2 protein-coding genes are annotated in these 2,593 nt (G+C 60.6%); both read left to right on the forward strand.

Features of this window, described 5'->3' with window-relative positions; all coding sequences use genetic code 11:
* Positions 1-199: 199 nt before the first annotated feature.
* On the forward strand, positions 200-1,066 hold the full coding sequence (locus HX869_RS27715; RefSeq protein ID WP_178903964.1) for a pirin family protein: 867 nt from the start codon (positions 200-202) through the stop codon (positions 1,064-1,066).
* Positions 1,067-1,129: 63 nt separating this feature from the next.
* The gene (locus HX869_RS27720) at positions 1,130-2,572 is read left to right on the forward strand and encodes a mechanosensitive ion channel domain-containing protein (protein ID WP_063028913.1); all 1,443 of its coding nucleotides are present in this window, start codon (positions 1,130-1,132) and stop codon (positions 2,570-2,572) included.
* Positions 2,573-2,593 lie beyond the last annotated feature (21 nt).

Genomic DNA, 2,593 nt, shown 5'->3' on the forward strand with positions numbered 1-2,593 from the left:
GGAGAGGGTTCATGTCGGGCTCCGTGGGGCGGGGTGAGCTAAAAATTACGCTTGTAATATTTGTCGCCATATTATGGTCGAAATATAAAATAATCCAGCCCCGAGTCTTTGTTCCACTGGTGGGACGATCAGGGCCGGTTTTGCCGTCTAGCGCGGAATTGGTATCGGATTTAAGGTGTATCCATTACTGGAGACACATATGAAAAAGATCATCGGCATCTACACCAGCCCACGCGCCCATTGGGTCGGCGATGGCTTTCCGGTTCGCACGCTGTTTTCCTACGACACCATGGGCAAGCAGATCAGCCCGTTCCTGTTGCTGGATCACGCCGGTCCTGCGGCGTTCACCCCGACCGAGCAACGTCGTGGCGTGGGCCAGCATCCTCATCGCGGTTTTGAAACCGTGACCATCGTCTATAAGGGCGAAGTCGAGCACCGCGATTCCACCGGCGCCGGCGGCACCATCGGCCCGGGCGATGTGCAATGGATGACAGCCGCCAGGGGCATCATTCACGAGGAGTTTCACTCCGAGGCGTTCGCCCGCAGCGGCGGCGCCCTGGAAATGGTCCAGTTGTGGGTCAACCTGCCGGCCAGGGACAAAATGACCGATGCCGGTTACCAGACCATCCTCGATGGCGATATTCCGACGCTGCCCCTGGCCGACCACGCCGGCAGCCTGCGCTTGATCGCGGGCGAGTTCGACGGGGTCAAAGGCCCGGCTCGCACCTTCACACCGATCGACGTGTGGGACATGCGCCTCAAAGCCGGCCGCTCTGTGACGCTGGACCTGCACGCCGGGCGCAACACCGCGCTGGTGGTGTTGCGCGGCACGGTGCGGATCAACGGCACTGAAGTGGCGCGGGAAGGGCAGTTGGCACTGTTCGAGCGCGATGGCACGCAAATGCGCCTCGAGTCCAGCGACGACGCCATGGTGCTGTTGCTCAGCGGCGAGCCGATCGACGAACCTATCGTCGGCCACGGCCCGTTCGTGATGAACACCGAGCAGGAAATCCACCAGGCGTTTGCCGACTATCAGTCCGGGCAATTCGGGCAGATGCAGCGCTAGGGCGCTATACCCTCCAAAGGCATTTCATGCGATCTTCATGGCATTCGCCCTGGAGTCGCCTGAATGCCCTCATTTATCTCCGATCACCCGATGTTCTGTGCCTTGGCGCTGGTGCTGATCGATATTGCCGTATGGCGTTTGATCTCTGCCGATTTCGCCAATTGGAAGCTGGCGGCACGCCTGGTGATCTTTGCGGTGTTCAGCGCCGTGCTGTTCAACGAAGGCATGAACCCGATGCAGGTCGCGCCGTTCGGCGACAACGTGGCGCTGCATTTGGCGGCAACGGCGTTCCAGATCGGCTGGTGGCTGTTTGCGGCGCGCACCCTCACGGTATTGCTCGGCGCGGTGATGATGCAGCGGGTCGGCCACACCGGGCGGCTGTTGCAGGATCTGGTGGGCGCGGTGATCTTCCTGATCGCGATCATCGCCGCCATGGCCTACGTGCTCGACCTGCCGGTCAAGGGCGTGCTGGCCACTTCCGGCGCGGTGGCAATCATCGTCGGCCTGGCGTTGCAAAGCACCTTGAGCGACGTGTTTTCCGGCATCGTGCTCAATACCACCAAACCCTACCAACTGGATGACTGGATCTCCATCGACGGCACCGAAGGCCGGGTGATCGACATCGACTGGCGCGCCACCCAACTGCAAACCTCCCAGGGCAGCCTGGCGGTGGTGCCCAACTCGTTGGCGGCCAAGGCCAAGATCATCAACTTCTCACGTCCCGCAGATATGTTTGGCTTGGCGGTCAGCCTGCAAGTCAGCCCCCATGCGCGGCCCCAAACCGTGCTGGATGCGCTGGAGCGGGCGATGCAGGGGTGTCGGCCGTTGTTGGCCAAGCCGGCGCCCAGCGTGGCGTTCAAGACGTCGGCCAGTGGTGGCGTGGAGTATGAGATCAGCGGGTTTGTGCCGGCCATGGCGCTCAAGCGTGAGGTGCGCAATCAGCTTTATGATTTGGCGTTTCGGCATTTGCAGGCGGCGGGGGTGAGCTTGTTGTCGGCTGCCGAGAGTAATGCGCCGGTGACGGTTTCCCGGGCTCGGGCGTTGTTGGAGAGTTCGTCGATTTTCTCGACGTTGAGGCAGGAGGAGAAGGAGACATTCAGCCAGAACATGACGCTGCAGACCTTTCGCGCCGGGGAGATGATTTTGCCGGCGGGGGAGGTGAGTGATCACCTGTTTATCATCGAGTCCGGGGTGATTTCGGTGATGTTGACCAAGGCCGGGCACAAGTTTGAAGCCGGGCGGATGGGGCCTGGGGAGGTGATTGGTGAGGCCGGGATTCTTTCGGAGCAGGGTGTGCCTGCGGACTTTTCGGCGAAGACGTTTTGTACGTTGTATCGGATTGAGAAGGAGTATCTGAAGCCTTGTCTGGATGCTCGGCATGACATCAGTGAGGCTATGAAAAGTTTGTTGGATTTCCGCTTGCATGCGGCTCAGAGTTTGACGCAGGAGGCGCCTGTGGTGCCGGTTAAGAAGGGGTTTATGCAGTGGCTGCGGAGTCGGGCCTGAAGGTGTACATATCCGTTGCTG

The organism is Pseudomonas sp. P7779 (assembly GCF_013386315.1).
Classification (GTDB): Bacteria; Pseudomonadota; Gammaproteobacteria; order Pseudomonadales; family Pseudomonadaceae; genus Aquipseudomonas.

Coding starts and splice junctions, on each gene's coding strand:
- HX869_RS27715 (WP_178903964.1), top strand. CDS start 200: ATGAAAAAGATCATCGGCATCTACACCAGCCCACGCGCCCATTGGGTC.
- HX869_RS27720 (WP_063028913.1), top strand. CDS start 1,130: ATGCCCTCATTTATCTCCGATCACCCGATGTTCTGTGCCTTGGCGCTG.